Raw genomic sequence first — 25,783 nt, 5'->3', positions numbered from 1 at the left:
GTAAGACTCCCTTGTTTATCGGGGTGCGTGGACGGTTTCGATGCCATTGGCACCCGCAACCACCGCCACTGACGCCAGCCCGATGAAAAGACCGTGCTCAACCACGCCGGGAATGGCGTGAAGGGCATTGGATAGCGCTCTTGTATTCGGAATGCGGCCAAAAGATGCATCGAGAATGAAATGACCGCCGTCTGTAACAAAAGGCTGGCCTCCCGTCATCCTCAATGTAATCGGCCCCGAAAGGCCGAGTTCAGCAGCCGCGGCCGCGACGGCGATTTCGGTGGCGCGCCGGCCGAAACGATTGACTTCGATGGGCAGCGGAAAGGCGCCAAGCGTTTCGACCAGCTTGGAGCGGTCGGCGATGACGATCATGCGCGCCGAGGCCGCCGCAACGATCTTCTCGCGCAGCAGCGCGCCGCCGCCGCCCTTGATCAGGGTCAGCTCCGGGTCGATCTCGTCGGCGCCATCGATGGTGAGGTCGAGTTCCGGCGTTTCGTCCAGCGTCGTCAGCGGCACGCCAAGCTCGCTGCACAGCGCCGCGGTTCGTTCGGAGGTCGGCACGCCGATGACGGTCATGCCGGTCGCAACCTTCTCGGCCAGCAATCGCACGAATTCTTCCGCGGTCGAGCCGGTGCCAATGCCCAGCCGCATGCCGTCCGTGACATGGGCGAGCGCGGCACGCGCGGCTTCGATCTTCAACTGCCTGGCATCCATGGTCGGAATTCGTCGCTCCGCGCCTTCGTTGCCGGGCTCCTAGCACTTTTGTCCGTCAGTTCAAAGGGCATGGCGGCCATACCCGACCTTGTCCCACATTCCATTCCCGCAACGGCTGGATACAGGGCGCGAAAGGCGCTAGCCGCTTACCGGTGGCGGGCTTCCGGCGGTGAAGGTGGTGCCGTCGAGCAGCCAGCCGAGAAAGGGCGGCCACAATGTCTGCGCGAAGCGCGAGCGGAAGAAGCCGAGATGGCCAACGGCACCGCCGGCATCGCCTGGCGATATCCAGCGCCGCTCGATCGGCGCGCCACTGAAATGACGCATGAACGAGACAACGGCCCGCTCCGTCCCCCACGGATCGTCGGTCATGCGCAGCGACAGGATCGGCGTGCGCACCTCGGCGAAACGCGCGGTCTCGGGCAGGCCGGGGTCGTCGAAGAAATAGTCCGGCATCGCACACCAGCGCGCCCAGTCGCGAAAGACGGTCGCCGGGATCGGTTCGCCGAGCCGCATCCATTTCGGCATGTCGCGAAACAGATAGGAGAGGGGCACGCCGACCAGGAACATGCGCGGACCGGCCCAGCGGTCGTCGAGGCCACGATGGTAACCCGACATCACCGCAACCATGCCGTAGCGCGTGAAGCGAGCGGAAATGCCGCCGAGGCCTAGCGCCTGGCCACCGTAGGATTGACCGACGCCGACCATGGTGTGGCCGGGCGCGACGGCGTCGAGCGTTCTGGCCGCCGCCGGCATGTCCAGCAACGGCCAGTCGGCCATGCCGATGCGCTTCGACCAGTTTTTCGGACGGGCGGAATCGCCGGTTCCGCGATAGTCGTAGATCAAGGCGGCGCGTGCGCCGGCTTTGACCGCTGCCGCTGCGAAAGCGGAATAAAAGCCGCGTGGTACGGCGGTGGCCGAGGAGATCAGCACCAGCGGCTTGTCGCCGTCACCTTCAAAAAGAGTGCCGGTGAGTGGAAAGCCGTCGTCGGCGACGAAAGCGACGTCGCGCCGTCTGACGTCCGCGTCTTGGCGGTTGTCCAGAGACTGAGCCGCGGCAGGGTGGGAGGGCTGCGCCAGGGAAGAGGCCATCGGTCTCGCCTTCCATGCTGAAAGCGGCACGCTACCATTGACGTGAACGTCAAAGTCAAGATGGCGCGCGGTTAGGCCGGATTTGCAAAGGCGCTTGACGTTCAGCGGCGTGTCGTTCCGGGTTTGTATTAAGCCGGGAACTGACGGATCGGCGGATGGCGTTATTTCTGCCTCAGCCGCATGCGCGTGATGCGCAGCCAGCCATCTTCCTGCGGTGGTGTCTTGGCGATGGACCGCACGGGCGGGTTTGCCAGGATTGTGGTGAGTTCGGCCGGCAGTGTCGGCACCAGCGGCTTCTTGGTGGCGATGCCGTCGGCGATCGTCAGCACGCTGTGATAAAACTCTGAGCCGGTCGCCGAGCGCGGCGCGATCGCCTCGTGCATGACGCTGATGACGATGGCGTCGGGACAATTGTCCTTGATCGCCTGATGGAATGCGGTCTTGCCATCGGGGTCGAGCGCGGCGGTCGCCTCGTCGAGGAACAGCAGGCCTGGCTGCTGCAACAGGATGCGGGCGACGATCAGTTTCTGCTTTTGCCCGCCGGACAGGATCTGATCCCAGCTATGGCCTTCGCGGCTGCCTTCGGCCAGATGCTCGATGAATTCACCCAGGCCCGCGTGATGCAGGGCGGCTGCGGCCTTGGTGTCGGAATGATCGTCGGGCGTGTCGGGCAGGCAGACGAGTTCCTTCAACGACACCGGCGGCAGCTTGACTTCCTGGGCTGCGTAGAAGGTTTTCACGCCCTCGGGGAAAACGACGGTGCCGCGGCCATAGGCCCAGAGCCCGTTGATCGCCTTGATCAGCGAGGTCTTGCCGCTGCCGGATTCGCCCTTGAGGAAGGTCCATTCACCGCGCCGGAAGCGCAGGCGTTCGGTGGTCAGGAACGGCGCGGCATCGGCGCCTTTCTGCATCAGTTCCAGATGCTGGATGGTCAGGCCGAACACCGGGTTCTGCTGCGTGTAGCGGAAGTCGGACTGGCCGGTCTGGCGGTAGAATTCAGCCGGCTGCCGCACATTCTCGATCGCCTCGGCCAGTTCGATGACACGGCGGCTGTTGGCGCGCAGCGTGGCGATGGCCGGCATGACGTGGATGAACCAGGAACATTGGCTGATCAGCGAATTCACCAGTTCGGCGCCGGTGATGTAGCCCTTGAGGTCGATCCGGTTGTGGATGAACGGCACCAGACCCGGCGTATAGGCGATGATGCGCGCGCCGACGAAATTGTAGACCAGTTCGAAGGACGAATAGCCGGCATTGACGCGGTTGAGGCGCGACCATGTCTGGTCGATGTCGCTGTAGAGCCGGTCGTGCATGGCTTTCTGCACGTTCTCGCCGCGCGAGGCAGCGACATGGAAGGAACGGCGCAGCAGCGTCGTCAATTCGCCGCGATAGCTGCCTTCTGCCTGCTGCATCCTGACCGACAGGCGCTCGAGCATGCCGCCGAGCTTCATGGCGATCCAGGTGTTGGCCGGCACATAGGCGGCGACGACGACCAGCGCCAGAACCGCGCTGCCATAGTCGCCGAGGAATTCGAGCCCGGCGACTTCGGTGGAGTCGGCGATCAGCTTCTGGCCGACGAAGAACAGGGAGGTGGCAACCGCCAGCACGCCCATGGCGAGGCCGATGGCGCCGCCGGTCATGTCCTTGATCGATTCCTGCACGCGCTGGTCGATATTGTCCGGTGCGCCGGCATCCGAGCTGTGCTGGGCATGGAAATGCGTATGATTGGGGTCGAGCAGCGCTTCGTTGAAGCGGCTGTTCAGCCAGCCGCGCCATTTGCGGTGCAATGTCGCTGAAACCAGCGTGCGGGCGCCGGTGATGACGGCGTCCTTGATCACGACAAGCAGGACCAGCCAGCCGGCATTGGTCAGGAGCGTGGTGAGGGGGCTTGTGTTCGCGGCATCGTGGAAGAAGGCAATCGAATTGACCAGTTCGCCGGACGCTTCGGCAAACCACACACCCGCCTTGCTGGAAAGAGCCGTTAAAAGCGCGATGACCGCGGCCAGTGCCCAGGCTTCCCGCCACCGGTTGGAGAACCAGTAGGCTCGCATAAGGCCCCAGAATCCGCGCATGGAGGAGACCGGCGTCCGGGTTGGCGACGTATCCGCACCGCGGCGCCGCCGTCTCAGCATTGAATGGCTCGGTCTATCGACCCGAATCACTTCCCGCCCAAACCTCTTCAGTTCTGTTACAGAGCGTAACAGCAATTGATCATTTTTCGTTAAAATTATCTCCCGTTTATCACCTGCGGTCTGTGATTGGTTTCACTTGCGTGGCGCATGTGCCACAGTTGCCCATTGGTAAGGCATTGTCCCGGCTGCGAATTGGGTCGGCGATCAATCTTGTCCGGGTCCACCGGTCGGAAATTTCGGGCAGGGCGAATTGAAGCCGGCTCTGGTTTGCTCTCACCATCGCCGCGGCCGGTGTTTGGGGCCGCTAGCGTGGTCCTCGGCCGGCTCGGCAAGAACGTTCCAATCAAGGCGGGAAATGGTCTAGAATAGAAAACCGGCTTCCTGTATGGAGCCGCATCCCTATATGGGGCAAGGCGCGGGCGATCCGTTCCCCGCATGAAAGCGTGTTGGGTAAGACAATGACGAAATGGTCCCCGAATTCCTGGAGAAGCAAGCCGATCCAGCAGGTGCCGGCGTATCCGGACCTTGCCGCGCTGAAGGAGACCGAAGCCCGCCTTGCTACCTTTCCGCCGCTCGTCTTCGCGGGTGAAGCGCGCAAGCTGAAGAAGCAGCTGGCCGCCGTCGCCAATGGCGAGGCCTTCCTTTTGCAGGGCGGCGACTGCGCCGAAAGCTTCGCCGAGCACGGCGCCGACAACATCCGCGACTTCTTCCGCGTGTTCCTGCAGATGGCCGTGGTGTTGACCTTCGCCGGCTCGCAGCCGGTGGTAAAGATCGGCCGCGTTGCCGGCCAATTCGCCAAGCCGCGCTCGTCCGACAACGAAACCAAGGGCGACGTGACCTGGCCGAGCTATCGCGGCGACATCATCAACGGCATCGAGTTCGACGAGAAGTCGCGCGTGCCGGACCCCGCCCGCCAGGAAATGGCCTATCGTCAGTCGGCAGCGACCCTGAACCTTTTGCGCGCTTTCGCGCAGGGCGGCTATGCGAGCCTCGAGAACGTGCATCGCTGGATGCTCGGCTTCGTCGCCGACAGCCCGCAGGCCGAGAAATACGAAGCGCTGGCCAATCGCATCACCGAGACGATGGATTTCATGCGCGCCGTAGGCATCACCTCGGAAAGCAACTTCGCGCTGCGCGAAACAGACTTCTACACCAGCCATGAAGCCCTGCTGCTCGGCTACGAGGAAGCGTTGACCCGCGTCGATTCCACCTCGGGCGACTGGTATGCCACCTCCGGCCACATGATCTGGATCGGCGATCGCACGCGCCAGCCCGATCACGCCCATATCGAATATTGCCGCGGCATCAAGAACCCGCTTGGCCTGAAATGCGGCCCGTCGCTGACGCCGGAAGGGCTGCTCGAATTGATCGACCTGCTCAACCCGGAAAACGAGCCGGGCCGGCTGACGCTGATCGCGCGTTTCGGCTCCGACAAGGCGGCCGAGCATCTGCCGAAGCTGGTGCGCGCGGTGAAGAGCGAAGGCCGCAGCGTCGTCTGGTCATGCGACCCGATGCACGGCAACACCATCACCGCCGCCGGCTACAAGACGCGGCCGTTCGAGCGCATTCTGAAGGAAGTGCAGACCTTCTTCGACGTGCACCAGGCCGAAGGCACCCATGCTGGTGGCATCCACATCGAGATGACCGGCAAGAATGTCACCGAATGCACGGGCGGTGCCCGCGCCATTACGGCGGAAGACCTGCAGGACCGCTACCACACCCATTGCGATCCGCGCCTCAACGCCGATCAGTCGGTCGAACTGGCCTTCCTGGTCTCGGAACTGCTCAAGAAGAGCCATGTCCGCCAGCCGCATACGCAGGCCGCCGAGTAGGCAAGCAGGGTTGATTGGAGACGAGAAAAAGGCGCCGGCTGGATCGGCGCCTTTTTTGTGCGGTCAACCGGCAGACACGTCTTCGTTCACGCTGATGCGCGGCCGCGTCGGACCCGAGCGCGAGTTGGAGCCGCCGCCAGGCGGGGTTCCGCCGGATCGCGGGAACAGGACGTCGAGGGCGGGCGGCTCGCGCAGCCTGAGATAAGAATGCTCGTCGTCTCGCCACAGGCCGATGTCGCGCAACTGCGCGGCGCTCATCCCGTGGAACGCTCCCGAACGATCGATCTGGCGGATGCCGAGCGCATTGCGGCGCCGCGAAAGCCCGAACCACGCGAGCAAAGTCCTCAACAGCGCTTTCATGCCAGGCCTCGAGATTGGGTAAATCCTACGAGGGCAAGATGGTGAGCGCGGGCTGGTCTGACAAAGCGAAATATCGCTATCTGCGATAAAGAATGCTTATGTATCGGCATGAAGCTGCCGCCTATTGCCGCCATTCGGGCCTTTGAGGCTGCCGCCAGGCATCAGAGTTTCACGCGCGCGGCCGAGGAACTCGGCATGACGCAGGCGGCGGTCAGCTATCAGATAAAGCTGCTGGAAGAGCGTATCGGCGTTCCGCTGTTCGTGCGTGAGCCCAGACAGGTCACATTGACGGCGGCCGGCCGCAAGCTGTCGCCGAAGGTTACCGAGGCTCTCGACCTGCTTGGCTCGGCTTTCGTCGAAGTGGTTGAGAAGCCTGATCTTCATCTGATCATATCGGTTCTGCCGACAGTCGCATCCACCTGGCTTGTTCCTCGGCTGTCCTCTTTCCAGGCCGCCAATCCCGAGATCAGGATCAAGGTGCATACCTCGAACGACCTCGTCGACTTCGCCAGGGAAGACATCGACATCATGATCCGGGGCAGCGACAATGTGCTGCCCGAGCATGAGGTTTTCGCGTTGTTTCCGATGGAATATGCGCCGGTCTGCACCGCCGACTTCCGGGAACGGCATTCAATCGTGAACCCTGCCGATCTGCTGAAAATACGCCGGTTCGGCGCACAGAGCTGGTGGGCGTCCTGGCTTGCGGGAGCCGGCGTACAGACCGGCGACGACAATCGCATGGATCTGGTGGTTGGCGTCCAGACCATCGATGTCGCCCTGACCTTGCAGGGACAAGGCGTCGCCATGGTGATGCCAATATTCTTCGCCGATGAAATGAAAAGCGGCCGCCTGATACGGCCTTTCCAGTATGTCGGACGCGACGACCGCAGCTACAGCCTCGTCTATCCGAAATCGCGTCACCGGTCGCGCAAGATCCGGCTGTTCCGCGATTGGGTCATCGCCGAGGCGGAAGCGACGCGATCAGCCTTTGCCGCGATCCCAAATCAGTGAACCGAGCCGGGGGTCGCCTGAAAAGGCCGCCCGGTCGAAACCGATGCGGCGCGGCGGGAATTCGCAGAGCGCCTGCACGCCGGACGCGCCGATGCGCACGCGCCAGGTCTGCCATTCCTGCGGCTGCGATCGTGTGAAGACGCGGCAGCCAAGCAGCGCGACATTGACGCCTTCCGGATCACGCACCGACCGGTAGCGGATCGCCTCGGCGCCGGCCTCCCGCGCGGCCTCGGCCAGTGCTTGGCAAGGCGCGTAGTCGGTCGGGTGGGTCCAGGCGGCTTCGTCCCGGTCGAGCGGCGGGCGGGTGAGGTCGATGGCCTTGCCAGTGGCGTAGCTTATGGAGAAGGCCGTGTATTCGGCGGCGTCGCGCGGCCATGGCGTGTCGAGCGATTCGGCGAAGAACAGCAGCCGGTAGAACGACATTTCCGCCACCGCCGTGGCGATGGTCTCGGCGGCATAATAGACGCCCAGCGTCCTGCCGGCGCGGCGGAAGCGCGACCCGTAGGGGTAGACCGAGCCGTAGCGGAATGGTGTGGCGAGCAGGTAGTGCAGGTGCCGGCATTCCAGCGGGATATGCGGCTTGGTATCCTCGATCAACTCTTCCAGCAGCGCCTGCTCGTCCAGTGTGTCGACGAGTTTCAGGGTCGAGACGTGGTGCTGCGCCTCGACCATGCGCCAGCACTGGCCTTTGAGGCTGACTGCCTCAGACGAGAGCGCGGCGGGCGTCCAGATAGGCGATGACATCGACAAGCCCGGCAATGGTGAGCATTTTTTCCAGCGGCTTGCCGCCAAGCGCGGTGTTGGTGTTGCGCAACCAGGACCGCGCCACCGTCTCGTCGCCCCCGGTAATGGCGTCCAGCGAGCGGAACAGGCGAACGAACAGCACGGCCAGTTCGAACGGCTTGGAACCCTTGTCGAGCAGGAAGTCGTTCTTGCGCATGCGCGAGACCGTGGCCTCGGAGACGCCGATGATCGAGGACAGCGCGCGCGCGGTGACATCGAGCCGCTCGGCGGCACGCAACGTCGCCTTGGTGATGACGGCGTTTTCTTCGGTTCTCGGCGTTATGGCGATCCTGGTCGACATGATTGATCCTTTCTGCAGCAAATATAGTGCAAGAAAGTTCATCAGGAAAGAGGTGGGGCCGGCAAGAATCGACAACTGGCCTTGCGGATGGCCCGCATCGCGCCAGACCCAGGGGTGGGTGGCGTCAGTCTTTCTTGTAGATCAGCCAGTTCTTGCTGGCGCGGCCGGCCATCACCGAATGCCGGGTGACGCGGTTGCGGCCATCCACCTTGGAGCGGTAGAGCGCGCGGTCGGCCTTTGAATAGAGTTCCTCCGGTCCGATCGCCTCGGAAGCCATGCAGATGCCCATCGAAACCGTCACGGTGCCGTAGCTGGCGCCATTCTGGCTGCTGACGAAAGGCGTCTGCTCGATCAGGACGCGGATGCGCTCGGCGATATCGAAGGTTGTTTCCTCGCTGGTGCCCTCGACGATGAGGGCGAATTCCTCGCCGCCGGTGCGGGCCACGAACATGCCGCCGGCAACGCTGGTCTGGAAGATATCGGCGATGTCCTTGAGGATCTTGTCGCCGACCGGGTGGCCGTAGCGGTCATTGATGTCCTTGAAACGATCGATGTCGGCAAGGATCAGGGCGTTGAACAGGATGCCCTTGTTGCTGTTGTAGATGCGCGCAATCTCGTTGTCGAAGGCGCGACGGTTCCAAACCTGGGTCAGCGGATCGGTGTCGGCGAGGCGCTTGTATTCCTCGAGCTTCGACTTCACGCTTTCCAGTTCGGCCGACTTGTCGCCGAGCGTGCTGGCGACCTGCTTGCCGTGGTCGATCGTCGAGGCGGTCGCTGTCGAGACGGCGCCTACGATCTTTTCCAGCAATTCCTTGGAGATGACGCCGCGATTGGCGAGCCCGTCGGACGTCTCATCGAGAATCTTGCCGTATTTTTCGATGTGCGTGCGCTCACTGCGCAGGAGCGAGGCAATGTCTTCCAATTCACGCGCAAGCACGCCACGGACATGATCGACAATGCCGGTACTGTGGTTCTGTGAGAAGAACTTGCGGCCGATCTTGTCGAGATCTTCCTGCGTCGGCCGTTTGCTGAGGTCCAGCACGGCGAGGCTGAGCTCAGGATTGGAGCCCGTCAGCGCCTCATAGAAGATTTCGTAATTGCGCGGCATGGCGACAACGCCCAGCTGCCGCATCGTTGCAACGACCGTCGTTGCGATGTCGGAGCTTCTTTCGGGCGTCACGGCAGCAGGCTGCATTTAAACTCAATTCCCCCAAGCGATCCGGCTCGAGCGCGAAGCTCCTAAGCTGCCGGTTGCAGAACGTTCCAAAGCCAATTCCGCGCGAAAAACGTCCCGCCCGCGTATTTCGCGATCGAACCTTAGATGTGTCAGCGCTAAAGTTTTCTTAACCTGCCGCGTTTCCGGCGGCTTTTTCTACTTGAAGCTGTGTCGTTCCCGCAAGTACGGGCAAATGCTTTTTGTTCGCATCTGGCCGTCTTCTTGCCGAAAACTTGGGAGAAGGCAACCGCCTTGCCGGTTGCGGATGACAAAAGGATGTCGGATAAGCGCGCCGTTCCATCGAGCGGGCGAAACAGTGCGACGCCGGCCGCCGGAAAAGGAAAAAGGGTCCATGAAGCGGCTGATCGACGCCTTCTACAATTCGGTACGCGCGTTTCGCCGACTTGCCGCGAGCGAAGCGGCTTTCCAGCAGGAGTTGATGCTGCTGGTGCTGGCGATACCGCTCGGCTGGTTCGTGGCGACGAGCTGGAGCGGCTATGCGCTGCTGATCGGCGCCGTGCTGATGCTGATCATGGTCGAAGTGCTGAACACTGGCATCGAGGCGACCTGCGATGCCATCAGCCGCGAGTTCAACATCGACATCCAGCTTGCCAAGGATTGCGGCTCGCTGGCCGTACTGATCTCGATCGTGCTGGCGGGCGGCATCTGGCTGTTCGCGATTTTCGAGCGCATCTACGGCATTCCGGTTTAGCCGCTGCTCGCAGCGCTGCTTTCCCTGACCCGCTCGCGTCGGATCAAGGTTCGCGCCACCGCAAAGGCAATGGCGAAGATCACGAGGCCGATGGCGAGTGCGACCAGCACCCGCTCGTGATGGAGCAGGGCGCGGCCGATGATCTGTTGGGCGCCGGCGCCGAAGACATAACCCAGACCGCTAAACAAAGCTGCCCAGACGGCGGCCGAGATCGCGTTCAACACGACAAAGCGCGCTGGTGCGATGCCGGAAAGGCCGGCAACGATGCCGCCCAGAACGCGCATGCCGTAAATATAGCGGTTCGACAGCACGTAGATGTTGGGGTGGTCGGTGACCAGCCGGTAGGCGCGACTGAAGCCGGGCTTGCGACGAAAGCGCCGCACCAGCCGTGTCTGCGCGAAGTGACGCCCCAGCACGAAGAAGGCGGTGTCGCCGAGGAAGGCGCCGGTGAAGACGGCGACAAAGGTCTGCCAGAGCGCGAACACATGCTGGTGAGCGAAGAAGCCGCCAAGGATGGCGGCGGTCTCGCCCTCAGCCAGGCAGCCGAGAAAGACCGCCAGCAGCCCATATTGCTCGATCAGCCTGTGGACGGTCTCGCTCATTTGCGCGTTTTGTCGTTCTTGAGGTGGAGGGCAAGCGTCTCGTCGAGACGCCGAACCTGGCTGGAAATACGGGCGATGTCGTCGCACATGCCCACGATCTGGCTGTGGCGCAGTTCGTCCAGCTTCTCGTGCAGCGCCATGATCTCGATCTCGGCCTTGAGATTGACCTCGTAATCGTGCGCCGCGTCGATCCTGTCGCGTTCGGCCTGCCGGTTCTGCGACATCATGATGACCGGCGCCTGTATGGCCGCCAGCATCGACAGGATGAGATTGAGAAAAATATAGGGGTAGGGGTCGAAGGCGCCGCTCAAAAGAAGAAGGGAGTTCAGCGCCGTCCACGCTGCGAGGAAGACGAGGAACCCGATGATGAAGTTCCAGGAGCCGCCTATCCGCGCGACAGCATCAGCGACCCGGTCGCCGAGACGCGCCGCTTCCTTGTGCGGTCTGGTGGTATCGCGCGCTACGGTCTTGCGTTCGATGGCGCTTTGCAGCACGCGTCTCTCGCCTTCGGTCAAGGCTTCGGCGTTGCGCGACAGCCAGCGACTGGCCAGTTCCGCCATGGTCTTGTGTTGCATGGGTTCCTCCCGGCTTTGCTTGCACGCCTTGGTCGAACCATAGAAGATAAACGCAACGGTATCGCGGCATTTGCGCCGCGGCTGTGGTGGAGGCCAAGCGTGCTCAGTTTTCAGCAGATTCGTGCCCGCGCCGCAAAGCGCAAAGGCGGCGATGCGGTTCTGGTCTCATTGCTTGGCGCTGCCCCGGACAACAGGCTCGTGGCGAAGGTGTCGGACGACCGCGTGCTTTCGGCGATGGCCGAGAGGGTGTTCTCGGCCGGTTTCGTGTGGAGCGTGATCGAGCAGAAATGGCCGGGTTTCGAGGCTGCCTTCCTGGGTTTCGAGCCAAAGCGCCTGCTGTTCCAACCGGACGATTTCTGGCACGATCTTGCCTCGGACAAACGCATCGTGCGCAATCCGCAAAAGATACGGTCGGTGCGCGACAACGCCGCTTTTGTCGAACAAGTTTCGAAGGAACATGGCTCGTTCGGCAAATTCCTGGCGCAATGGCCCGCCGCCGACCAGGTCGGGCTGACCGCCTATCTCGCCAAGCATGGCAGCCGGCTTGGCGGCGCCACCGGGCAATATCTGTTGCGGTGGCTCGACTGGGATACTTTTATCATCTCCAGGGACATGTCGGCGGCATTGCGCGATGCCGGGCTGGACATAGCCGAAAACCCGACGTCGAAACGCGACCTCGACAAGATCCAGGTGCAGATCAACGCTTGGGTGGAAACAACCGGCCTGTCGCGCAAGCACATCTCGCGCATTCTTTCGATGTCGATCGGCGAAAACCGCCCGGCGGAAGTGCTTCAGCAATACAGCGGCGAGTAGTGGCCCATCCGATCGCCGTTGCCGCTTGACCACGGGCGCGCTACACCCGCAGGCATGACCAGCAAGACCGCTCCCGACACGCTCCGCATCGCCGTTGCCCAGCTGAACCCGACTGTCGGCGACGTCGTCGGCAACCTAGCCAAGGCGCGCGCGGCGAGAGCGGACGCCGCCCGCCAGGGGGCGGATCTCGTCCTGTTCACCGAACTGTTCATTTCCGGCTATCCGCCGGAGGATCTGGTGCTGAAGCCGGCGTTCCTGGCGGCTTGCGAACGCGCCGCCAATGAACTGGCCAAGGACACCGCCGATGGCGGGCCTGCCGTCATCATCGGCACGCCGCTGAAGCGCAAGAGCGGCACCCACAATTCGATCCTCTTCGCCGACGGCGGCAAGGTGCTCGGCGAGCGCTACAAGGTGGACCTGCCGAACTATGGCGAGTTCGACGAAAAGCGCGTGTTCCAGGCTGGTCCTGAGATCGCCGGACCGTTCAATTTTCGTGGCATCCGCGTCGGCGTGCCGATCTGCGAGGACATCTGGGGCGAACTCGGCGTGTGCGAGACACTGGCCGAAAGCGGCGCCGAAATCCTTCTGGTCCCCAACGGCTCGCCCTATTACCGCACCAAGATCGACGTGCGCCATCAGGTGGTGATCAAGCAGGTCATCGAGACCGGCCTGCCGATGATCTATGCCAACCAGCTTGGCGGGCAGGACGAACTGGTCTTCGACGGTGCGTCCTTCGCCATCAACGCGGACAAGTCGCTCGCCTTCCAGATGAGCCAGTTCGAGGAGACGGTCGCCGTCACCACCTGGAAACGCAACCGCGACGCCGAGAGCGCGCAAAATGGTGGGGGCAGGGGCTGGACCTGCTCGGAAGGGCCGATGTCGCGGATACCGGACCGGGAGGAGGCCGACTACCGCGCCTGCCTGCTTGGCCTGCGCGACTACGTCAACAAGAACGGCTTCAAGAATGTCGTGCTCGGTCTTTCCGGCGGCATCGATTCGGCGATCTGTGCCGCCCTTGCCGTCGATGCGCTGGGCGAGGAGCGGGTCCGCTGCGTGATGATGCCCTATCGCTACACCTCGAAGGATTCGCTGAAGGACGCTGAGGACTGCGCCCGTGCTCTCGGCTGCCGCTACGACATCGTGCCGATCGCCGAGCCGGTCGAGGGCTTTTCGCACGCGCTGACGCAGCTGTTTGAAGGCACCAAGGAAGGCATCACCGAGGAAAACCTGCAAAGCCGTGCGCGCGGCACCATCCTGATGGCGATCTCCAACAAATTCGGCTCCATGGTCGTCACCACCGGCAACAAGTCGGAGATGTCGGTCGGCTACGCCACGCTTTACGGCGACATGAATGGCGGCTTCAATCCGATCAAGGACCTCTACAAGATGCAGGTCTATGCGTTGTCGCGCTGGCGCAATAGCCATGTGCCGCCGGGTGCGCTCGGACCTTCCGGCGAGGTGATCCCGCACAACATCATCGACAAGGCGCCGTCGGCGGAGTTGCGCGAAAACCAGACAGACCAGGATTCGCTGCCGCCCTATCCGGTGCTCGACGACATTCTCGAATGCCTGGTCGAGAACGAGATGGGCGTCGACGAGATCGTCAAGCGCGGCCACGACCGGGCGACGGTGGCGCGGATGGAGAACCTGCTCTACATCGCCGAATACAAGCGCCGCCAGGCCGCGCCGGGCGTCAAGATCACCAAGAAGAACTTTGGCCGCGACCGTCGCTATCCCATCACCAACCGCTTCCGTGACCGGGGCTGATGTGAGCGAAGTCGAAATTTCCTTCGATCGCGACCGCATCGATTTCGCAGCCACTTCGGCGATCATCAAGGCGAGCTACTGGGGCGCGCAGCGCAGCGATGAAATCCACCGCTGCGCCTTCGACAATTCGCTCTGCGTTTCCGCATTCATCGACGGCGAACAGGTCGGTTTCGCGCGCGCGGTCACCGACCATGCCTGCTTCGCCTATCTTTGCGACGTCATCGTCTGGCCGGAACGGCGCGGCGTCGGCATCGGCAAGAAGTTGGTCGGCGCGCTGCTCGATCATCCAGATCTTGCGCAGGTCGGGTCCTGGAGCCTGCGCACCACCGACGCGCACTCGCTCTATGCCGGCTTCGGCTTCGAGGTTTCCAATGACGGCTTCTGGATGCGCCGGCGGCGCTGAAGGCCGTCGACGGGTTGCTTCGATCGACCCAGACCGAGCCGGTGTTGCAGCATAGCCTCACCTTTTATGCCACGACGCTTTTGTGACAGGCGCGGGGTTGGCGTGGCAAAATGCCTCTCCTATAAGGTCAGCATCCGCGATTCCCTTCCGGGAGGATACGAATGATGGAATTTGAGAACAGTATGCGAGGTCGCGAAGCTTAACTCTTCGGCGCCGTTCCTGCGGGAACACGTCGCCGCGAGATCGGCTTCAGATTGCCTCGACCGCCACCCCGCCTAGGGCTGGCCGCTCCACCATCGTATCCGCGACCGGGCGCAAGATTGCCCTTCAAAGCGGTGTTTCTTTTACACTTTTTCGGGATCAGGCACGTTTGTGCCTGCAGGTACCATGACTCGTTTCAAGATCGACTTGCGCGCTGGCGCATTCGGCAGCGTTTTTGGCTTCACCCTGGCACACTGGCGGCGGCAGCCGATCAGGGTGCTGTTCATTCTGCTCATGATTTTGCTTTCGACGTTGGCCGATGTGCTGACGCCGCTCTATTCCGGCCGTCTGGTCGATGCCGTCGCTTCAGGCGCCGCATCGAGCCAGGAGGCCTGGGATGCTGCGGTCGCGGCATTTATCGCGCTGATCGGATTGGCGCTGTCCTCCGTCGTCTTCCGCAACTTCGGCTTCCTCGCCATCGTCGAACTGACGCTGAAGATGATGTCGGACATCTGCGGCGACGCGTTTTACCGCGTCCAGCGTTTCTCGACCGACTGGCACGCCAATTCCTTTGCCGGCTCGACCGTGCGCAAGGTTACGCGTGGCATGTGGGCGCTCGACCTCCTCAACGACACGGTGCTGGTGGCGCTGTTCCCGTCGGTGGTCATGCTGGTGGGCTCGACCGTGCTGCTCGGCTGGTACTGGCCGCTGATGGGGCTGGTGGTGGCGCTCGGCTCACTGATCTTCATCGGCGTCACCGCCGTGCTGTCGCTCGCCTATGTCGCGCCGGCGGCCAGGCTGGCCAACGCATGGGACACGCGCCTCGGCGGTTCGCTGGCCGACGCGGTGAGCTGCAACGCGGTCGTCAAGGGTTTTGGCGCGGAAGCGCGTGAGGAAGGGCGTCTTGCCGGCGTGGTCGCCAAGTGGCGCAACCGCACCGGGCGCACCTGGATTCGCGGTACCGTCAACGGCACGGTGCAGGGCATCATGCTGCTTGCGCTGAGGACGGCGGTTATCGGCGTCGTGCTGCTCCTGTGGTTGCGGGGGCAGGCCAGCGCGGGCGACGTCGCCTTCGTGCTGACATCGTTCTTCGTGCTGCAGGGCTACCTGCGCGACATCGGCATGCACATCCGCAACATGCAACGCTCGATCAATGACATGGAAGAACTGGTCGATTTCCAGGCGCAGCCGCTTGGCATCGAGGATGCTCCGGACGCCGAGCATGCCCGCATCGTCGACGGCGGCATCCTCTTCGACCATGTCACCTTCCACTATGGCAGCCATCGCGAGCCGCTTTATCGCGATTTCTCGGTGGTGATCGAGCCCGGTGAGCGGGTCGGCCTGGTCGGCCATTCGGGTTCGGGCAAGACGACCTTCGTCAAGCTGATACAGCGGCTCTACGACCTCAGCGGCGGTCGCATCCTGATCGACGGTCAGGATATTTCCGAGGTCACGCAGTCGTCGCTTCGCCAGCAGATCGCGATCGTGCAGCAGGAGCCGATCCTGTTCCACCGTTCGCTGGCGGAGAACATCGCCTATGCCCGGCCTGACGCCACGCAGGCCGAGATCGAGGAGGCTGCGCGCCTTGCCAGCGCGCATGACTTCATCGCCCGGTTGCCCAAAGGCTACGGCACGCTCGTCGGCGAGCGCGGCGTCAAGCTCTCGGGCGGTGAGCGCCAGCGTGTGGCCATCGCGCGCGCCTTCCTCGCGGATGCGCCGATCCTGATCCTGGACGAGGCGACGTCGAGCCTCGATTCGGAATCGGAGGTGCTGATCCAACAGGCGATGGAGCGGCTTATGGTCGGCCGCACCACGCTGGTCATCGCCCACCGCCTGTCGACGGTCAGGGCGCTCGACCGGCTGCTGGTCTTCGACCGCGGCAAGATTGTCGAAGAGGGCTCGCATGAAGAGCTGATCCGGCTGAGCGGTGGCATCTATCGCCGCCTGTTCGAGCGGCAGGCGCTGGAACTGACCAAGGGCCTGGTCTGATCCGGATCGTTGCGAAACGAAAATGGCGGGCCGCATCGCAAGGTGCGGCCCGCCGCTTTTCGACCGCGCGGATCTGGTCTGAAGTTGACTAGAGCATTTTCGGCGAATCCAGGATCGGCTCCAATGCTCTAGCTCTTTGTTTTTACGCAATTCCGGACGCAAAACCGCTGCGCACTTTTGCTGGAATTGCTTTAGCCGGCGGCGTCGGCGCCTGCCTTGCCAAGGCCCAACTCATCGGCTACGCCCGATTCCATGACAGTTACCGTCCGTTTTGCACCGTCGCCCACGGGGCGTATCCACATCGGCAACGCGCGCACAGCGCTGTTCAACTGGCTGTTCGCGCAGAAGAACAGAGGCCGTTTCATCCAGCGTTTCGACGATACCGACACGGTGCGTTCGAAGCAGGAATATGCCGATTCCATCCTCTACGACCTGCATTGGCTGGGCATTTTCCCAGACGCCACCGACTACCAGTCGCGTCGCGTGCCGATCTACGACGCTGCCGTCGAACGGCTGAAACAGGCCGGCGTGCTCTATCCCTGCTTTGAAACGCCGGAAGAACTCGACCTCAAGCGCAAGGTGCGCCGCACGCGCGGCATGCCGCCGGTCTATGGCCGCGAGGCCCTGACGCTGAGCGCCAAGCAGGTCGCCGATTTCGAAGCCGATGGGCGGCGTCCGCACTGGCGCTTCCTGCTGCCCAATTTCAGGGTCGATCCGCAGGAACCGGAACGCACCGATATCCACTGGAACGATCTGGTGCGCGGCGAGGAGACCGTCGATCTCGCCTCGGTTTCCGATCCGGTGCTGGTGCGAGAGGACGGCACCTATCTCTACACGCTGCCTTCGGTGGTGGACGATATCGAGATGGGCATCAGCCATGTGATCCGCGGCGACGACCATGTCACCAACACCGGCGTGCAGATCGCGCTGTTCAAGGCGCTGGGTGCGGTTGTCCCGACATTCGGCCACCACAACCTTTTGACCACGACGACGGGCGAGGGGCTTTCCAAGCGCACCGGCTCGTTGTCGATTGAGGGGCTGCGTTCCGACGGCATCGAGCCGATGGCGGTGGCTTCGCTGGCCGTTCTGATCGGCACGTCGGAAAACGTGCAGCCGATGCCGACGATGGCCGAACTCGCCACGCATTTCGATCCGGCGGCGACGTCGAAATCCGCTGCCAAGTTCGACCCGGAAGAACTGGTGGTGCTGAACCGCGGGCTGATGCACACGCTGTCGTTCGCCGATGCGCGCGACCGGCTGGCCGTGCTCGGCGTTTCCGGCGACAAGGCTGAACCGTTCTGGAACGCCGTGCGCGGTAATCTCGACCGGCTGAGCGATGCTTCAACCTGGTGGCGCATCGTGCAGGAAGGGCCGTTGGAAAAGCCCGAATTCGAGCTCGAGGAACGGCAGTTCCTGAGCGAAGCTTTCGACCTTCTGCCGGAAGAGCCGTGGACGGCGACGGTGTGGAAGGAATGGACCGGGCGGGTCAAGGAAGCCACCGGCCGCAAGGGCAAGGCGCTGTTCCTGCCGTTGAGGCTGGCGCTTACGGGGCTGGTTTCCGGGCCGGAGCTCGCAGATCTATTGCCGCTCCTGGGTCGGGAAGGAACGTTGGCCCGACGACCCTGACCTTGCGCTGTTCCGGCGGCAAGGCTGAGACCGGCGAGGGATCAGGCTTCTTCACGAGTTGGCGCATGGTTTCGACATCGAGGCCGCCGGCCGCGTTGGCCAGCGTTTCGGGGTCGTCCGCGGGATCGGGCTTGGCGGCCGGAACCGGCAGGAAAGGCGAACTGGCCTGAGCTCCAGTTGCCGGCGCGCCAGCCGGCGGATTGCCGGCGACGATGTTGAAGTTCTGGGCGGCATTGCAGCCGCAGCCCTGCGGGATGGGTTGGCCCGGCTTCTTGTAGAGGAAGGCGGTCGGCAATTCCGAATAGGGGCGTCCGGTCGCAGACGAGGTCATGACGGCGGCGTCATCGCCGACCCCGCGCGTATAGAAGACCTGGATCTGCGTGCCCGGGCAACTTGCTTCGCAACGGCTTTGGTCGCGCTGGAAGTCGCTAGCGGTGGCGGCATTCGACATCGGGAAGAAATAGCCGTCGCAGGTGCGTACGCATAAAGTGCGGACTTCGCCGCGCGGCGCCGCAACAAAGCCCGGATCGAGCACTGCTTCAAGCCCGGGTGCACCGGAATCCGCCTCTTCCTCGTCCGACGCATCGTCGCCGCTGTCGCGCTTTTCAGCGGCCTGTGTGCCATTGCAGTCATTTGCTTCCAGCGCGGCGGTAATCCGGCCGCGATCGCGGCGTGGTGAAGCGCCCGCCATCCGCGCGCGTTTCCGCTGAAGCGTGTCCAGATTGGCATTCATCCGGTCTATGGCGGCGTTCAGCGCAGCGCACTGACTGATCCCGGAGCCGAAAAACGAGAAACCGCAGCCGGCGTCGCGGGCTTGCGCGCGGGCCTTGGCGAGTTCGCCGTTCTGCCTGGCGATGGCGGCGTCATAACGCCGTTGCTCGGAGGCGCCGCCGCCCTTGTGCAGCGCGGCGAGTTCGGCCTTCAACTGGCGGCAGATGCGGGAGGCGGCTTCAGCCTGGGTGACGAGAACGAGCGCAAGCAGGACGCCGCACAGAAGCGTCAAGGCAAATCGCGGCCCTCGGTGCGCCCCAGTCATAACCCTTCGCCCGCATTTTTCGCGCGCCAAGGGTAGCGTCGAGGCGGTTAACCGCGCGTTTAGCCTGGCGGTTCAGCCGCGCGGCGCGTTGAGCGCGGCTTGCGCCTTCTGCGAGGCCTCGACGACGGCAAGCGCCGTCATGTTGACCACACCGCGCGAGGTGACCGAGGGCGTCAGGATATGCGCGGGCTTGTCGGTGCCGAGCAGGATCGGCCCGACATGCAGCGCGTCCAGCATGGTGCGCAGTGCCGTCAGCGTGATGTTGGCTGCGTCGAGGCTCGGGAACACCAGAAGGTTTGCCTCGCCCTTCAGGCGCGAATGCGGATAGACGCGCTGGCGCAGATGTTCCGACAGCGCCGAATCGGCGTGCATTTCGCCGTCGCATTCCAGTTCGGGCACGAGGCGCGCCAAGATATCGGCTGCCTTACGCATCTTCAGTGCGCTTGGCGCATCGCGCGAACCGAAATCCGAAAGCGACAGCAATGCGGCCTTCGGCTCGATGCCGAAGCGGCGGATTTCCTCGGCTGCCAGGATCGTCATCTCGGCGATCTCCTCGGCGGTCGGGTCCACCGAGACGTAGGTGTCGGTGAGAAACAGCACGCCGCGCTGCGAGATCAGCATGGACAGTGTCGACAGGTCGTGGTCGCTGATGCCGGCGCGCGCGCCGATGATCAGCGTGACATTGCGCAGATGGCGGGCGAAACGGCCCTCCAGGCCGCAGATCATGGCATCCGCGTCGCCGCGTTTCACGGCGAGTGCGGCGATCACCGTATTGTCGGTGCGCACCATGGTGCGGGCTGCTTCCGGCGTGACGCCGCGGCGGCCGCCGAGTTCGATCAACAGGTCGACATAATGGCGATAGCGCGGGTCTTCTTCCGGGTTGATCAGCCCAAAATCGACATTCGGCTTGATGCGCAAGCCGTAGCGCTTCAGGCGCACGTCGATGACATGCGGGCGACCGATGAGGATCGGTTCGGCGATGCCTTCCTCCAGCACCACCTGGGCGGCGCGCAGCACGCGCTCGTCTTCGCCATCGGCATAGATGACGCGCTTGGCGGCGGCGCTGCGGGCCGTGGAGAAGACCGGCTTCATGACCAGGCCGGAGCGGAAGACGAAGCGGTTCAGCTTGTCGAGATAGGCGCCCATGTCGCCGATCGGGCGCGTGGCAACACCGGTGTCGCAGGCGGCCTTGGCGACGGCGGGCGCGATGCGCAGGATCAGGCGCGGGTCGAAGGGCGAGGGGATGAGGAAGTCGGGCCCGAAGATCGGCGTTTCGCCGGAATAGGCGCGGGCGGCGACATCGGACGGTTCTTCGCGGGCAAGGGCGGCGATGGCCCGAACCGCCGCCATCTTCATCTCCTCGTTGATGGCGCTGGCGCCGCAATCCAGCGCGCCCCGGAAGATGTAGGGGAAGCAGATGACGTTGTTGACCTGGTTGGGGAAGTCCGAGCGGCCGGTGCAGATCATGGCGTCGGGCCGTGCTGCGCGCGCCACTTCCGGCATGATCTCCGGCGTCGGGTTGGCCAGCGCCAGGATCAGCGGCTTTTCGGCCATGCCCTTCAAGAGTTCCGGCTTCAGCACGCCGGCGGCGGAAAGGCCGAGGAAGACGTCGGCGCCCGGGATGACGTCGGCCAGCGTGCGCGCCTCCGTGTCCTTGACGTAGGGGTCCTTCCAGCGGTCCATCTCCTCGACGCGGCCTTTATGCGCAACGCCGAAACGGTCGGTCACCCAGATGTTTTCGATGCTGGCGCCGAGCGAGACGAGCAGGTTGAGGCAGGCAAGTGCCGCAGCACCGGCGCCTGATGTGACGATCTTGACGTCCTTGATCTTCTTGCCGGCCAGTTCCAGTCCATTGAGCACGGCGGCGGCCACGATGATCGCTGTACCATGCTGGTCGTCATGGAAGACCGGAATGCCCATGCGGGCCTTTAGCCGCTCCTCGACCTCGAAACATTCGGGCGCCTTGATGTCCTCGAGGTTGATGCCGCCGAAAGTGGGTTCGAGCGCGGCAACGGTCTCCACCATGCGGTCGATCTCGGGCGCGTCGATCTCGATGTCGAAGACGTCGATGCCCGCGAACTTCTTGAACAGAACGGCCTTGCCTTCCATCACCGGCTTGGAGGCAAGCGGGCCGATATTGCCGAGGCCGAGCACGGCCGAACCGTTGGAGATGACGGCGACCAGATTGGCGCGCGCCGTGTAGTCGGCGGCGGTGGCTGGGTCCTCCTTGATGGCGAGGCAGGGCGCGGCGACGCCGGGCGAATAGGCAAGCGCCAGGTCGCGCTGGTTGCCGAGCGGCTTGGTCGCCTGAATCTCCAGCTTTCCGGGAACCGGATATTTGTGGAAGAAGAGGGCAGCCTCGTCGAGATCCGAGCGCGTCGCCTTGCCCTTGTCGTTCGCCATGCCTTCCCTTCTCCCTGTTTCGTCCCCCTTGTAGCATGCGGCGACGGTTTTTCGAGGCGGGATGCACGGCGAACGGACGCATTTTGTCGTTCGCGAAAAAGCGAAACAGAATCAAAATTTTATACAGAAATGCTGACGAAAATACCGTCAGCGTCCGCGTTCAGAACGCGCTCACATAGAGCCCACCGTCCACCGGGATGTTCTGGCCGGTGAGATAGCCGGCGTGCACCGAGCACAGGAAAGCACAGATCTGGCCGAACTCTTCCGGCGTGCCCAGGCGTTTGGCCGGAATGTCGGCACCCAGCCGTGCCTTGCGCGCCGCGGCCGCTTCCGGCGTCTCCACCGAACCCGGTTCATGTGGACCGCGTAGCCGGTCGGTGTCGAGCTTGCCGGGCAACAGGCTGTTGATGGTGACATTGCGGTCGATCACCGTGCGGGCGACGCCCGCCAGGAACGAAGTCAAGCCGGCGCGCGCCCCGGAAGACAGGTCGAGGCCGGGGATCGGCATATAGACCGACAAAGAGGTGATGTTGACGATGCGGCCGAAACCGCGCGTCGCCATGCCATCGATGACGGCTTTCACCAGTTCGATCGGCGTGACCATGTTGTTGGTGACGCCCTCGAGGATCTTTTCGCGGTCGAGTTCGCGGAAATCGCGATAGGGCGGCCCGCCATTGTTGTTGACGAGGATGTCCGACGAGGGGCAGGCGGCAAGCAGCGCCTTCTGCACGTCGGGTTTCGAGACGTCGCCCGGCACTTCGATGACGTCGACGCCGAAACGCTGGCGAATGTCGGCCGCCGTCCTAGCCAGCAACGCCGCGTCGCGGCCGTTCAGCACCAGATCGCAGCCGGCTTCGGCAAGCGCGACGGCGCAGCCGCGCCCCAGCCCCTTGCTCGATGCGCAGACGATCGCCTTCTTGCCGCGAATACCGAGATCCATGCCGAATACCTCCGATTTGTCCGCCAAGGCTAACCAAAGGGCTGGCCTAATCGCAACCGTCATACGGTTGTTGCATGAATCGATGCATAGCCAGCGCGAAAGGTGAGATCGCGATGTCCGGCGCCAAACCACGTATGTTCCGCTCCATTTTCATCTCGGATGTGCATCTGGGATCGAAGGCGGCCAAGGCCGAGTTCCTGATCGATTTCCTGCGCCATCACGACGCCGATATCATCTTCCTGGTCGGCGACATCGTCGATGGCTGGCGGCTGCGGCGCTCCTGGCACTGGCCGCAGGCCCACAACGACGTGGTGCAGAAATTACTGCGCAAGGCGCGCAAAGGCACTTCGATCACCTACATAGCCGGCAACCATGACGAATTCGCCCGCCAGTTCCAGGGCGTGCATTTCGGTGGCATCGTCGTGGCCGACCGCGCCATCCACGAGACGGCGGACGGGCGCCGCATGCTGGTCATCCATGGCGACCAGTTCGACACGGTCGTTCACAATGCCCGCTGGCTCGCCTATTTCGGCGACTATGCCTATGACGCGGCGATGGTCATCAACCGCGCGATCAGCCGGTTCCGCCACCTCTTCGGCATGCCCTACTGGTCGTTCTCGTCCTGGGCCAAGGTCAAGGTGAAGAAGGCGGTGAATTTCATCGGCTCCTTCCAGCAGGTGCTGGCGGAAGAGGCGCGCCGCTCGCAAGTGGACGGCGTCATCTGCGGCCACATCCACCATGCGGCAATCGAGGATTTCGACGACGTCCGTTATGTCAACACCGGCGACTGGGTCGAAAGCTGCACGGCCGTGGTCGAGCATTTCGACGGACGGTTCGAAATCCTGCATTGGGCCCATGTCATGCCCGAGACCCCGCAGGTCGAACCGGCGCTGGTGCCGGTGGCAATCGACATGTTGCCGCAAAAGGCGCGGGCCGCGGAGGCGGCCTGACCGTTCGCCGCCGACACTGGCGGGCGCTCGAAATTTGGCGTTAATCGATTAGGCCAAACGGTTTCTTGGTTTTGAGCGGCGTGATAGAGCAGGGCACGCCTGATCGGCCATTTTGCCGGCGGCATTTGCCGATTGCCTTTCATGTCCCTGCCACCGCTTTCCCCCGAACAGCTGATCAAGCCGCGCCGCTATGAGTTGCGCATGGCGCTGCTGTTCTTCACCGTACTGGTGCCGAGCGGCATCTATCTGCCCTATTTCCCGCTCTGGCTGGAAGAACACGGTTTCAGCCCGGAAAAGATCGCCGTCATCCTTTCGGCGCCGATGTTCCTGCGCGTGGCGACGACGCCGCTGTTCACGTCGCTGGCCGACAAGGCGAGCGACCGCGTGAATGTCTACCTGGCACTGGCGATGGCGTCGGTGGTGGTCTCGGCCGGTTATTTCCTGTCGCCCAGCTATGCCAGCGTGTTGATTGTCTCGCTGGTTCTGGCGGTCGTCTGGACACCGCATTCGCCGATCGCCGATTCGCTGGCGCTGTCGGGCGTGCGCCGCTTCGGCGCCAACTATCCGCGCATGCGTATCTGGGGTTCGATCTCCTATCTCTGCGCCAATCTTGTCGGCGGCTTCATCCTGACCTCGACCGGGGCGGGCGCGGTGCCGATCATGCTGTTCGTGTCGTTTTGCGCCATCGTGGCGATCGGGCTGATGGCGCCACGGCTTGGTCGGCCAAGGCGGGCGTCGCCGCTGTCGGCGACCGACCTGCAGCAGGCGGTGCCCAGCCTGCTCAACCCCTATTTCCTCTACTTCGCCGCTGGTGCCGGCGTCATCGTCGGCAGCCACGGCTTTCTCTACGGATTCTCGTCCATCTATTGGAAATCGCTGGGCATCAGCGATTCCGTCGTCGGCTTCCTGTGGGCCTTCGGCGTGGTCTGCGAAGTTGGCATGTTCATGGCCTTCAACCGGCTGTTCAGCCGCGTGCCGGTCGTGCGCGTCATGGTCTTCGCCGCCATCGGCGCCGTCGTGCGCTGGATCGCCTTTCCGCTGATCTGGCCGCTCGGCCTTGGCGTGACCGGCTTCTTCGGCATCCAGGCGCTGCATGCGATCTCGACGGCACTGGTGCTGATCAGCCTGCAGAAGATGATCGGCGAAACGGTGTCGGAGGAGCGGACGGGCGCGGCGCAAGGCATCGCCTTCTTCGCCAACGGGTTTTCCATGGCCGCCGTCACGCTGGCTTCGGGGCCGCTCTATCAGCGTTTCGGCGTCGAGGGTTTCTTCGCCATGGTGCCGGTGGCGTTGCTCGGCCTTGCCTTGATCGTGCTCGCCGCGCGTTCAGCCCCACAGCGCCGCTTGAGGCGGTGAAACCAGCGATCCCTGGTAATGCAGGCCGGGGTCGCGGTCGCGGGCAAGTAGCAAGGGGCCATCGAGGTCGACATAGTCGGCGCCCTGCGCCAAAAGCACGGCCGGTGCCATGGCGAGCGACGTGCCGACCATGCAGCCGACCATGATGGACAGGCCGCATTGGCGGGCCTTGTCGCGTAGCAGCAGCGCTTCGGTCAGCCCGCCGGCCTTGTCCAGCTTGATGTTGACGGCATCGTAGAGGCCGACCAGCGCCTCGATGTCGTTGGTGGCGTGCACGCTTTCGTCGGCGCAGATCGGGACCGGCCTTGCAATATGGCGTAGCTTGCCGTCGCGGCCGGCCGGCAGCGGCTGCTCGATCAATGCTATGCCAAGTGCTGCGGCAGCTGCGATGTTTTCGGCGACGTTGTCGTCGGTCCAGCCCTCATTGGCGTCGAGAATCAGCCGGCTGTCCGGTGCCGCATCGCGGACCGCACGGATACGCGCGGCATCGTTTTCGCCGCCTAGCTTGACCTTGAGCAGCGGCCGTCCCGCATTGGCGCGCGCCTGGGCGGCCATGGTCTCCGGTTCGGCCAGCGACAGCGTGTAGGCGGTTTCCAGCGGCCCGGGGGCGATGCCCAGTAGGGCTGCGACCGAGGCTGTTGCGGTTTTGGCTTCGAGGTCCCACAGCGCGCAGTCGATTGCGTTGCGCGCCGCGCCCGCCGGCATCGCCGCCTGCAATTCGGCGCGCCCCATGCCGGCCTCAAGTGCTGCCCGCATCGCCTCGATCTGCGCCAGCACGCTGTCCATCGTCTCGCCATAGCGTTTGTAGGGGACGCATTCGCCGCGTCCCGCATGGCCGCCGTCGCCGATCGTGCAGGTTATGACTTCCGCCTCGGTCTTGGAGCCACGGGCGATGGTGAAGACGCCGGCTATCGGAAAACGCTCGGCTTCGACCGAAATGACACGCGCCATGTTTTTCTGCTCCGGTAATGC

At 63.6% G+C, this 25,783-nt stretch carries 23 protein-coding genes; 10 read left to right on the top strand and 13 right to left on the bottom strand.

Annotated elements, in window-relative coordinates; genetic code table 11:
- Positions 1 to 15: 15 nt before the first annotated feature.
- The 3 genes from rpiA to QFZ88_RS01690 all read right to left on the bottom strand — a co-directional run bounded on the left by rpiA (position 16) and on the right by QFZ88_RS01690 (position 3,875).
- Positions 16 to 714 (bottom strand): ribose-5-phosphate isomerase RpiA, encoded by a 699-nt coding sequence (rpiA, locus tag QFZ88_RS01700; RefSeq protein WP_024922189.1) that lies wholly within the window; start codon positions 712 to 714, stop codon positions 16 to 18.
- Between the two features lie 138 nt (positions 715 to 852).
- Entirely contained in the window at positions 853 to 1,755 is a 903-nt protein-coding gene (locus tag QFZ88_RS01695; protein WP_051504837.1) for a hypothetical protein, read from the bottom strand.
- Between the two features lie 209 nt (positions 1,756 to 1,964).
- Positions 1,965 to 3,875, bottom strand: a complete 1,911-nt coding sequence (locus QFZ88_RS01690) for an ABC transporter ATP-binding protein/permease (protein WP_024922191.1) — start codon at positions 3,873 to 3,875, stop codon at positions 1,965 to 1,967.
- Positions 3,876 to 4,393: 518 nt separating this feature from the next.
- Here QFZ88_RS01690 and QFZ88_RS01685 point away from each other — a divergent pair.
- On the top strand, positions 4,394 to 5,767 hold the full coding sequence (locus QFZ88_RS01685; protein ID WP_024922192.1) for a class II 3-deoxy-7-phosphoheptulonate synthase: 1,374 nt from the start codon (positions 4,394 to 4,396) through the stop codon (positions 5,765 to 5,767).
- A 63-nt stretch (positions 5,768 to 5,830) separates the two neighbouring features.
- On the opposite strand, the gene QFZ88_RS01680 is transcribed toward QFZ88_RS01685, so the two are convergent.
- Positions 5,831 to 6,127: a hypothetical protein gene (locus tag QFZ88_RS01680; protein WP_024922193.1), complete on the bottom strand. Its 297-nt coding sequence runs from the start codon at positions 6,125 to 6,127 to the stop codon at positions 5,831 to 5,833.
- Between the two features lie 108 nt (positions 6,128 to 6,235).
- On the opposite strand from QFZ88_RS01680, the gene QFZ88_RS01675 reads away from it, so the two are divergent.
- The gene (locus tag QFZ88_RS01675; protein WP_036254733.1) at positions 6,236 to 7,138 is read left to right on the top strand and encodes a LysR substrate-binding domain-containing protein; all 903 of its coding nucleotides are present in this window, start codon (positions 6,236 to 6,238) and stop codon (positions 7,136 to 7,138) included.
- Here QFZ88_RS01675 and QFZ88_RS01670 read toward each other — a convergent pair.
- From QFZ88_RS01670 to QFZ88_RS01660, 3 genes are all read right to left on the bottom strand, one after another.
- Entirely contained in the window at positions 7,109 to 7,882 is a 774-nt protein-coding gene (locus tag QFZ88_RS01670) for an RES family NAD+ phosphorylase (RefSeq protein WP_036254732.1), read from the bottom strand. The genes QFZ88_RS01675 and QFZ88_RS01670 overlap by 30 nt on opposite strands.
- The gene (locus tag QFZ88_RS01665; protein WP_024922196.1) at positions 7,842 to 8,222 is read right to left on the bottom strand and encodes an MbcA/ParS/Xre antitoxin family protein; all 381 of its coding nucleotides are present in this window, start codon (positions 8,220 to 8,222) and stop codon (positions 7,842 to 7,844) included. Before QFZ88_RS01665 ends, QFZ88_RS01670 begins: the two co-directional genes overlap by 41 nt.
- Positions 8,223 to 8,346: 124 nt before the next feature.
- Positions 8,347 to 9,417 carry a GGDEF domain-containing protein gene (locus tag QFZ88_RS01660; protein WP_024922197.1) on the bottom strand — a complete coding sequence of 357 codons (1,071 nt, stop codon included), beginning with the start codon at positions 9,415 to 9,417 and terminating at the stop codon, positions 8,347 to 8,349.
- A 373-nt stretch (positions 9,418 to 9,790) separates the two neighbouring features.
- Here QFZ88_RS01660 and QFZ88_RS01655 point away from each other — a divergent pair, with 373 nt between their 5' ends.
- The gene (locus QFZ88_RS01655; RefSeq protein WP_024922198.1) at positions 9,791 to 10,150 is read left to right on the top strand and encodes a diacylglycerol kinase; all 360 of its coding nucleotides are present in this window, start codon (positions 9,791 to 9,793) and stop codon (positions 10,148 to 10,150) included.
- On the opposite strand, the gene QFZ88_RS01650 is transcribed toward QFZ88_RS01655, so the two are convergent.
- Both QFZ88_RS01650 and QFZ88_RS01645 read right to left on the bottom strand, forming a co-directional pair.
- Positions 10,147 to 10,752, bottom strand: a complete 606-nt coding sequence (locus tag QFZ88_RS01650) for a DedA family protein (RefSeq protein ID WP_024922199.1) — start codon at positions 10,750 to 10,752, stop codon at positions 10,147 to 10,149. The two genes, QFZ88_RS01655 and QFZ88_RS01650, sit on opposite strands and share 4 nt — an antisense overlap.
- Positions 10,749 to 11,327: a DUF1003 domain-containing protein gene (locus QFZ88_RS01645; protein WP_024922200.1), complete on the bottom strand. Its 579-nt coding sequence runs from the start codon at positions 11,325 to 11,327 to the stop codon at positions 10,749 to 10,751. Before QFZ88_RS01645 ends, QFZ88_RS01650 begins: the two co-directional genes overlap by 4 nt.
- 99 nt (positions 11,328 to 11,426) lie before the next feature.
- Between QFZ88_RS01645 and QFZ88_RS01640 the strand changes: the two genes are divergently transcribed.
- From QFZ88_RS01640 to gltX, 5 genes are all read left to right on the top strand, one after another.
- On the top strand, positions 11,427 to 12,140 hold the full coding sequence (locus tag QFZ88_RS01640; protein ID WP_024922201.1) for a DNA-3-methyladenine glycosylase I: 714 nt from the start codon (positions 11,427 to 11,429) through the stop codon (positions 12,138 to 12,140).
- A 54-nt stretch (positions 12,141 to 12,194) separates the two neighbouring features.
- Positions 12,195 to 13,907, top strand: coding sequence for an NAD+ synthase (locus tag QFZ88_RS01635; RefSeq protein WP_024922202.1), 1,713 nt, complete (start codon positions 12,195 to 12,197; stop codon positions 13,905 to 13,907).
- Between the two features lies 1 nt (position 13,908).
- Positions 13,909 to 14,310, top strand: coding sequence for a GNAT family N-acetyltransferase (locus QFZ88_RS01630; RefSeq protein WP_024922203.1), 402 nt, complete (start codon positions 13,909 to 13,911; stop codon positions 14,308 to 14,310).
- A gap of 387 nt (positions 14,311 to 14,697) precedes the next feature.
- Positions 14,698 to 16,500, top strand: coding sequence for an ABC transporter ATP-binding protein (locus QFZ88_RS01625; protein ID WP_024922204.1), 1,803 nt, complete (start codon positions 14,698 to 14,700; stop codon positions 16,498 to 16,500).
- A 252-nt stretch (positions 16,501 to 16,752) separates the two neighbouring features.
- Entirely contained in the window at positions 16,753 to 18,126 is a 1,374-nt protein-coding gene (gene gltX / locus QFZ88_RS01620) for a glutamate--tRNA ligase (RefSeq protein ID WP_024922205.1), read from the top strand.
- Here the strand turns inward: gltX and QFZ88_RS01615 are convergent.
- The 3 genes from QFZ88_RS01615 to QFZ88_RS01605 all read right to left on the bottom strand — a co-directional run bounded on the left by QFZ88_RS01615 (position 18,044) and on the right by QFZ88_RS01605 (position 22,505).
- Positions 18,044 to 19,129 carry a DUF2865 domain-containing protein gene (locus tag QFZ88_RS01615; RefSeq protein ID WP_024922206.1) on the bottom strand — a complete coding sequence of 362 codons (1,086 nt, stop codon included), beginning with the start codon at positions 19,127 to 19,129 and terminating at the stop codon, positions 18,044 to 18,046. The two genes, gltX and QFZ88_RS01615, sit on opposite strands and share 83 nt — an antisense overlap.
- A gap of 105 nt (positions 19,130 to 19,234) precedes the next feature.
- A complete protein-coding gene (locus QFZ88_RS01610; protein ID WP_024922207.1) occupies positions 19,235 to 21,565 on the bottom strand; it encodes an NADP-dependent malic enzyme in 2,331 nt (776 codons plus the stop codon).
- Positions 21,566 to 21,725: 160 nt separating this feature from the next.
- Positions 21,726 to 22,505: an SDR family oxidoreductase gene (locus QFZ88_RS01605; protein ID WP_024922208.1), complete on the bottom strand. Its 780-nt coding sequence runs from the start codon at positions 22,503 to 22,505 to the stop codon at positions 21,726 to 21,728.
- A 113-nt stretch (positions 22,506 to 22,618) separates the two neighbouring features.
- Here QFZ88_RS01605 and QFZ88_RS01600 point away from each other — a divergent pair, with 113 nt between their 5' ends.
- The gene (locus tag QFZ88_RS01600) at positions 22,619 to 23,455 is read left to right on the top strand and encodes a UDP-2,3-diacylglucosamine diphosphatase (RefSeq protein WP_024922209.1); all 837 of its coding nucleotides are present in this window, start codon (positions 22,619 to 22,621) and stop codon (positions 23,453 to 23,455) included.
- Between the two features lie 141 nt (positions 23,456 to 23,596).
- Positions 23,597 to 24,811, top strand: a complete 1,215-nt coding sequence (locus QFZ88_RS01595; RefSeq protein WP_024922210.1) for an MFS transporter — start codon at positions 23,597 to 23,599, stop codon at positions 24,809 to 24,811.
- Here QFZ88_RS01595 and dgcA read toward each other — a convergent pair.
- Positions 24,782 to 25,762 carry an N-acetyl-D-Glu racemase DgcA gene (gene dgcA / locus QFZ88_RS01590; protein WP_024922211.1) on the bottom strand — a complete coding sequence of 327 codons (981 nt, stop codon included), beginning with the start codon at positions 25,760 to 25,762 and terminating at the stop codon, positions 24,782 to 24,784. The two genes, QFZ88_RS01595 and dgcA, sit on opposite strands and share 30 nt — an antisense overlap.
- Positions 25,763 to 25,783: the final 21 nt, after the last annotated feature.

It is taken from the genome of Mesorhizobium sp. YL-MeA3-2017 (assembly GCF_030814575.1).
GTDB classification, from domain to species: Bacteria; Pseudomonadota; Alphaproteobacteria; order Rhizobiales; family Rhizobiaceae; genus Mesorhizobium; species Mesorhizobium terrae.
Note: the sequence above shows the minus strand (reverse complement) of the source record. Positions and strands in the feature narration are given on the sequence as shown.